The sequence below is a fragment of the Albidovulum sp. genome, assembly GCF_041919395.1.
Taxonomy (GTDB): Bacteria; Pseudomonadota; Alphaproteobacteria; order Rhodobacterales; family Rhodobacteraceae; genus Albidovulum.
In genome coordinates this window covers 22,149-28,315 of sequence record NZ_JAYRTX010000040.1, presented here as the reverse complement: position 1 = coordinate 28,315, position 6,167 = coordinate 22,149, and the positions used below count along the sequence as shown (strand labels likewise).

At 68.6% G+C, this 6,167-nt stretch carries 6 protein-coding genes and 1 tRNA gene; 1 reads left to right on the top strand and 6 read right to left on the bottom strand.

What is annotated here, in order from left to right; all coding sequences use genetic code 11:
- From ACMUOO_RS08805 to ACMUOO_RS08780, 6 genes are all read right to left on the bottom strand, one after another.
- The coding region (locus ACMUOO_RS08805) for a respiratory chain complex I subunit 1 family protein (RefSeq protein ID WP_413855030.1) at positions 1 to 460 on the bottom strand (460 nt) is incomplete at its 3' end.
- Positions 451 to 2,454 (bottom strand): hydrogenase 4 subunit B, encoded by a 2,004-nt coding sequence (gene hyfB / locus ACMUOO_RS08800; RefSeq protein ID WP_301920536.1) that lies wholly within the window; start codon positions 2,452 to 2,454, stop codon positions 451 to 453. The genes ACMUOO_RS08805 and hyfB, both read right to left, overlap by 10 nt.
- Positions 2,451 to 2,750 carry a helix-turn-helix domain-containing protein gene (locus ACMUOO_RS08795; protein ID WP_301920535.1) on the bottom strand — a complete coding sequence of 100 codons (300 nt, stop codon included), beginning with the start codon at positions 2,748 to 2,750 and terminating at the stop codon, positions 2,451 to 2,453. The genes hyfB and ACMUOO_RS08795 overlap by 4 nt, the downstream gene beginning before the upstream one ends.
- A 71-nt stretch (positions 2,751 to 2,821) precedes the next feature.
- Positions 2,822 to 3,097, bottom strand: a complete 276-nt coding sequence (locus tag ACMUOO_RS08790) for a transposase (protein ID WP_367891233.1) — start codon at positions 3,095 to 3,097, stop codon at positions 2,822 to 2,824.
- A 174-nt stretch (positions 3,098 to 3,271) separates the two neighbouring features.
- A tRNA-Pro gene (locus tag ACMUOO_RS08785) sits at positions 3,272 to 3,348 on the bottom strand.
- A 62-nt stretch (positions 3,349 to 3,410) separates the two neighbouring features.
- Positions 3,411 to 4,391, bottom strand: a complete 981-nt coding sequence (locus tag ACMUOO_RS08780; protein WP_301920534.1) for a DMT family transporter — start codon at positions 4,389 to 4,391, stop codon at positions 3,411 to 3,413.
- Positions 4,392 to 4,536: 145 nt separating this feature from the next.
- On the opposite strand from ACMUOO_RS08780, the gene ACMUOO_RS08775 reads away from it, so the two are divergent.
- The gene (locus tag ACMUOO_RS08775; protein ID WP_301920533.1) at positions 4,537 to 6,150 is read left to right on the top strand and encodes a Na/Pi cotransporter family protein; all 1,614 of its coding nucleotides are present in this window, start codon (positions 4,537 to 4,539) and stop codon (positions 6,148 to 6,150) included.
- The last annotated feature ends 17 nt before the right edge of the window (positions 6,151 to 6,167 follow it).

The following is a 6,167-nucleotide window of genomic DNA, read 5'->3' as shown; positions in this document are numbered from 1 at the left end:
GCGCGACTGTGAAGGCCATCAGCAGCATCGCGGGTTCGGCAAGCGCGCCAATCATCATCTCGCGCGAAGAGCCGATCCCGCCAAAGCTCGTGCCTACGTCCATGCCGGCAAGCGCCAGGAAGAAGCGAGCACTGCCGAGAAGCGCCACGAGGGCGATCAGGTCGGCCGTCCAGTTGAAATGCAGCCCGATGGCGAATGTCGGCACCAGCGCGGCGGCAACCCAGGTGGCCGCGAAGATCATGTAGGGCGAGACCCGGAAGAGCCACGAGGCGTTTTCGGCCAGCACAACTTCCTTTCGCAGCAACCGCAGAAGGTCACGGTAAGGTTGCAGGACGGATGCCCCGCGCCGCCGCGTGAGCCGCGCCTTGACCTTGCGCACCAGGCCCGTCAGACCGGGCGCGAGGGCCAGCACGACGAGCATCTCGATCGCCTGCAGGACCAGGTTTCCGGTCAGTTCCATATCGTCAGCCCCGTCAGGAGAAGGATGAGCGAGCCGAAGACGAGGCCAAGGTAGCGCCGGATCGTCAGGAACTGCAACGCATTGAAACGCCTCGCGACGAAACCGACCGCGGTGACGAGGGGCAGGTAGATTCGGGTCCAGGCCAGATCTTCCGTGCGTGCGCGGTGTCGCGCCGCCGCCATGTCGCCCGGGGGCGGTATCGTCACCGTCTCGCGGGCGGCCAGCACGGGGGCCATGACCCGGCGTATCGGCTGGGCGAAGCTGCCGCCGCCATACTGCGTGACCGGGTCGGCATTGGGGAAGCCGCAGTCCCAGGCCGGCGCCCGGCGGAGCCTGCGCGAGGCGAGGCGGTGCACCAGCCATGCACTTGCCCCGCCCGAGATCGCGATGAAAGTCATGACGAGAAAGCCGCTGTAGCTGCTGCGGACCTCAGCGACAGGGACCACTGTGAACCAGGAGTTGCCGGCCTGCATCGGCACGCGCGCGCCGACCGCCAGCTCAACCGCCGGTGCGACGAGGTCGATGAGAAATCCGGGAACGATCCCGGCCAGAACGCAGAGGAGCGCCAGCCCGCCCATTGCGGCAAGCGACCAGCCGTCGGAATCGGCGGCGTTCCGCGCCACGTCGCTGCGCGGACGGCCGAGAAAGATCACGCCGTAGAAGCGCACGAAACAGGCGGCGGCCAACGCCGCCGCCAGCGCGAGGAGCGCGCCGGCCGCCGGCACAAGGAACTGAAGGCCCGGCTGGGGCAACTGGGGGCTCTGCAGCACCGCCTGGAACAGAAGCCACTCCGAGACGAAGCCGTTCAGCGGCGGCAGCGCCGCGATCGCGGTTGCACCCACCAGCGCCAGGAAGGCCGTCTTCGGCATCCGATGTATCAGCCCGCCGAGCCCGTCGAGATCCCGTCGCCCGGTTGCGTTCAGAACGGCGCCCGCGACCATGAACAGGAGGCTCTTGAAGAGCATGTGGTTCACCGCATGGACGAGCCCCGCCGTCAGCGCGAGCGCCGCGAGCGGGCCCATGCCGTTCGCCCTGAAGGCCAGCGAAAGACCGAAAGCGGCGAAGATCACGCCGATGTTCTCGATTGTCGAATAGGCCAGGACCCGCTTGCCGTCGCCATCGACATTGGCGAACAGAATGCCCATCACCGCCGTGACGGCGCCGATCACGATCATCGGCACGCTCATCCACCACGGCACCGGGCCGACGAGGTCGAAGGCGACCCGCACGAAGCCGTAAAGCGCGACCTTGGTCATGACCCCGCTCATCAGCGCCGAGACATGGCTCGGTGCGGCCGGGTGCGCGACCGGCAGCCAGACATGCAGCGGCATGAGGCCCGCCTTCGATCCCGCGCCAACCATCATGAGCGCCAGGACCAGAGCCGCCAGCCCGGGGCTTCGCGTGACGGCCCGGATCGCCGCGAAGTCATAGCCGCCTTCGGCACCCGCCATGAGACCGAAGGCAAGCAACAGGACCATGGTCCCGAAACCCGCCATCACGAGGTAGAGATATCCCGCCGTCCGCGTCGCCTCGTCGCGGTGATGGGTCAGCACGAGCGCCCAGGACAGGAGCGACATCACTTCCCACGACACGAGGAACGTGAAGGCGTCGTCGGCAAGCAGGACCAGCGTCATCGCGGCAAGGAATCCGGGAAAGAAGGGCAACACCCGGTGGGGTTCGTGCTCGTGCCGACCGTAACCGATGGCGAAGACGCTGGCCGAGACCCCGCCGGTGCCAAGGATCACCAGGAACACCGCCGAAAGCGCGTCGAGGCGAAGATGCGCACCAAGCCAGGGCAGGCCGACGGGAACCGTCATCGCGGATGCATCCGCCTGCGTCGCCAGCGTCCATATGCCCACGAGTGCCAAGGCAAGACAGAAGACCGCGCTGGCCGCGTAGACCGCCGCCGAGGCCGCCGTCAGACCGCGCATGGCCGTCGCGGCGACCGAGAGCGCGAGCAGGCAGAGCGCGATTCCGGCCGCAGCGGCGATCATTTCTCGCCTCGACGGCCAACCGCGGCGCTCTCGTCATCCCGGACGGCCGGGCTATGCCGCAGACGCACTCCCCGGCCGCCGCCGCTGCTTGTCGCCCCTTCTGCAATCAGTTCCACCCCTGCCGCCTCGATCGCCGCGACGACCCGCGTCAGGCTCTCGACCGTGCCGCCCACGGTCCGGTCGCTGGCCTCCATCCGCTGAATGGTGGGCACCGAGAGCCCGGCCATCTCGGCCAGGACCTTCTGGTCGACCCCGAGGAGCGCACGCGCTGCCCGGATCTGCGGGCCTGTGATCATCCTTCGAGAAACCTCCGGATACAGACTTGATGCCTGGGACATCTTTCATGATATCAGGTATTACACCCATGTCACCTGCGAGAATTCCCGGATGCCTCGGCTTTCGTGGTCGCGCTGCGGACGGGGTCGCTCTCCTCCCTGCCGCTGAGCGCGAAGGCCGCGATGATCCTGCAGAGACTCGGGGTCTGCCACGCATCGCGCTCTTTGTTCAGCATGGCGCCGATCAGATCAATGGCGGACCCTTCGCAGGGGAATACTCCTATGACCTCAGTGCGGCGCCTGATGTCGCGGTTCAGGCGCGCGACCGCGTGGGTGGGATGTAACCCGGTGCGCTGCCGGCATGGCAAGGCTGACTGCAGAATTGCACCCCCTTTCGACGCAGGAAGATCACTGCTCGCGCCGCACTGTCGATCAGGATGGGCCGCGGTCCCGCCGCCGGCACCGTCGGGTGCACGGAACAGGTGTTGGGGATGTATTCCGCCGACAACCTTAAGTATTTAGTTTTTCGGGATTTTCTTGAATGGTCGGAGCGAGAGGATTTGAACCTCCGACCCCCTGCTCCCGAAGCAGGTGCGCTACCAGACTGCGCTACGCTCCGACTATTGCCGGGCGGGGTTACCGATTCCCGGGGGCTTTGGCAAGGGGGCAGAGCGCGCGCAGTCAGGAAACCCCGTTGCCGCGTCCGCTGAACAGCCGCTGCAGCACGCTCGACTTGGGCGTCGTCGCGGTTTCCGTCCGGCCCCGCGCCTCGATGACCGGCCGGTGGGCCGAGGCACCCGCTCGCGTCTCGCGGAAGACGATGTAGAGGCCCGAGGCGATGATGACGCCGGCGCCGAGGATCGTCGCCCGGTCGGGCGCCTCGTCGAAGAGGAGATAGCCGTAGGCAGTCGCCCAGAGGATCTGCGAGTACTGCATGGGCGCCACGATCGCCGCCTCGCCCGCCCGGTACGCGAGGATGACGAGGAAGGAAGCGGTGAGCCCGAAGGCGGCGATCACGGCCATCAGCCCGAGGTCGGCCAGGGGCATCGGCCGATAGACGTAGGGCATGGCGAGACCGGTGACGATGAAGTTCCCCACCATCGGAAAGAGGAGCAGCACGACCGAGCGTTCGTCTGCCCCGATCTTGCGGACGATGACCGAGGCGGTCGCCCCGCAGACCGCCGCCGTCAGCGCCGCGAGATGGCCGAGCGACAGTTCCGCCTGCCCCGGCCGCATCACGATGATGACGCCGAGAAGGCCGACGATCACGGCCGCCCAGCGGCGTGCCCGCACCTTCTCGCCCAGAAGCGGGATCGCAAGGATGGTGATCAGCAGCGGCGAGGCGAACAGGATCACGTAGACCTGCGCCAGCGGCAGCGTCGAGAAGGCGTAGAAGGCCGAGACACCGGTAACGACCGTGAGAACCGTCCGGAACAGTACCCAACCGGGGTGTCGCGGCCTCAGGCTCGCCTCGCGCGTATCGTTCAGCATGATGACGGCCACGGGCGGGAAGCTCAGAAGCGAGGCGAAGAACACGATCTGGAACGGCGAATAGGCGGCACCGAGGTGCTTCACCACGGCGTCGTGGGTGGCGAAAATGCCCATCGCGAGAAGCGCGAAGATCGCTCCACGGAAATTGTGATGCGCCGTCGCGGGCGTCATGATCGGTGCCTTTCGTCGGTGGTGGCGCCAGCATTGGACGCTCGGGCGCGGATGCACAAGCCCCGGGGCCGGTCCGGCGACAGCGGGCCGTTGCACCGGGCGCGATCCACGGCGAGACTGCCACGGAAACGCAGCGGACGGCGGCATGAGCGGCGACATCCTTACCCTTCTCGGCGGCACCGGCATGTTCCTTCTGGGCATGCGGATGATGACCGGCGCGCTTGGCGAACTGGCCAGCCGGCAGACCCGCGCCGTGCTGCGCCGTGTCACGACCTCGCCCCTCACGGGCGCGGTCGCCGGCGCGGCGACGACGGCGCTGATCCAGTCCTCCTCGGCCACGCTCGTCATGACCATCGGCTTCGTCGGCGCCGGGCTTCTCAGCTTTCCGCAGGCGATGGGCGTCGTCTTCGGCGCAAACGTCGGTACCACCATCACCGGCTGGATGGTCGTCCTTCTGGGCTTCAAGCTGGACCTCGCGCGTCTGGCGCTGCCGCTGCTGTTTGCTGCGGGGCTTCTCCTGGCGCTCGGCCGCGGTAGCTGGGGACGGGTGGGCGGTCTCCTTGCCGGCTTCAGCCTGGTCTTTCTCGGGCTCGACATGATGCAGGCGGGGGCGGAAGGGTTCCGCGACGGCCTGTTGACCTTCGCGCCCACGGCCGAAACGCTCTGGGGGCGGTTGCGGCTCCTCCTCCTCGGGGTCGCGGTCACCGTGGTGATCCAGTCGTCGAGTGCGGGCGTGGCGGCGACGCTCGTCCTTCTCGGCACCGGCGGGCTGAGCTTGCCGCAGGCGGCGGCGATGGTGGTCGGCATGGACATCGGCACCACGTTCAAGTCGGTCGTGGCGACGGTGGGCGGGTCGCGTGACATGCGGCGGACGGCCATTGCGCATGTCGTCTACAACGTCATCACCGGCATCGCGGCCTTCGCCGTGGTGGCAACGGCCGCGCCGGCGCTGGCGCGCGCCTTCGGCGGTGACGAACCGGCGGCTCTGGTGGCCTTTCACACGCTCTTCAACGTTCTTGGCGTCGTTCTCGTCCTGCCGTTCACGCGGCCCTTCGCGCGGCTCATAGAATGGCTCGTGCCCGGCAGCGGTGCGGTCCTCGCCGAGCCGCCGGACCGGCGCCTGCTTGCCGACGCGCCGGCCGCCCTTGACGCCGCGCGCGGCGCCTCGGACGCGGATGCCACGGCGCTTTTCGCCGCGCTGGGGGCGCGGCTCGCCCCCGGTGGGACGAACGAGGCACTGGTGGAACTCGTCCCCCTCATGCAGCCCGCGCTCGAGGATCTCGGCGCCTTTGTCACGCGCATCGCCGTGCCCGACGGACAGGCAGCACCGCTGGCCCGGCGCACCGCTCTTCTGCACCGGATCGACCACATCAACCGGCTCTGGCACCGCGCGGGGGCGGAAGATCGGCTCGCACTCCTGACCGGCGACCCGGTGCTGCGCCGGCCTGCCACCGTGCTCGGCACGGCGCTGCGCCATGCGGCCGCGGCCCCTTCGGCCGAGGGGCAGCATCGCCGGATGAACCGGATCGCCCGGCTCATCGGTGTGCGCGCCGGCCGACTTCGCCGCGCCGCGCTCCTGCGCGAACATGTGGGATTGGTCAGCCCCCGCGACGTCTTCGACCAGACCGACGCAATCCGAAGCCTGGAGCGGATGGCGCAGCACGCCGAGCGCATCCTGCACTACGGCGAGATCGCCGCGATGGATGCGCCGCCGGCCCAGGCCCTGTTGTCGGAGGATGTGGAGAACGCGCGGGCCTGACGCCCGCGCCCGGCGCC

Excerpts from the sequence above, each read along its gene's own strand:
- hyfB (WP_301920536.1), bottom strand. The coding sequence starts at position 2,454 with ATGATCGCCGCTGCGGCCGGAATCGCGCTCTGCCTGCTCGCGCTCTCG.
- ACMUOO_RS08795 (WP_301920535.1), bottom strand. The coding sequence starts at position 2,750 with ATGATCACAGGCCCGCAGATCCGGGCAGCGCGTGCGCTCCTCGGGGTC.
- ACMUOO_RS08780 (WP_301920534.1), bottom strand. The coding sequence starts at position 4,391 with ATGACGCCCGCGACGGCGCATCACAATTTCCGTGGAGCGATCTTCGCG.
- ACMUOO_RS08775 (WP_301920533.1), top strand. The coding sequence starts at position 4,537 with ATGAGCGGCGACATCCTTACCCTTCTCGGCGGCACCGGCATGTTCCTT.